The organism is Aquimarina pacifica, assembly GCF_000520955.1.
Lineage (GTDB): Bacteria > Bacteroidota > Bacteroidia > Flavobacteriales > Flavobacteriaceae > Aquimarina > Aquimarina pacifica.
In genome coordinates, this window is the sequence record NZ_JACC01000140.1 from 1 (window position 1) to 350 (window position 350).

Genomic DNA, 350 nt, shown 5'->3' on the forward strand with positions numbered 1-350 from the left:
CTACACCAGCAAAAACCATTTGCTTCATAACTATCATGCCAAGAAACTCCTCCTGGGTTTAAAGTGATATCTCCACAATCCTCAACCAAATTTACATGTGCGATATTATACTCACAATCATTTTCTGCATATCGTGCTGCAAGTTCATATTCTGCAATATTTAATCCTGTAAAACTATAAGAACCAGAGTTATCATTGACTGTTACTGGATACGAACTCCCTCCATCAATACTTAACTGAATTTGTGTATGCGCACTAGAATTTGCAAAGGATACAATAATCTGCCCATCATTGTTGCTACAACCTGGGTTTACATGACTTACAGTGATACCATTAAAAAAATCAGAACA

Annotated in this window: 1 protein-coding gene; it reads right to left on the reverse strand. The window is 36.0% G+C overall.

Annotated elements, in window-relative coordinates; all coding sequences use genetic code 11:
• The coding region (locus DZ60_RS25400) for a hypothetical protein (protein WP_034230584.1) at positions 1 to 350 on the reverse strand (350 nt) is incomplete at both ends.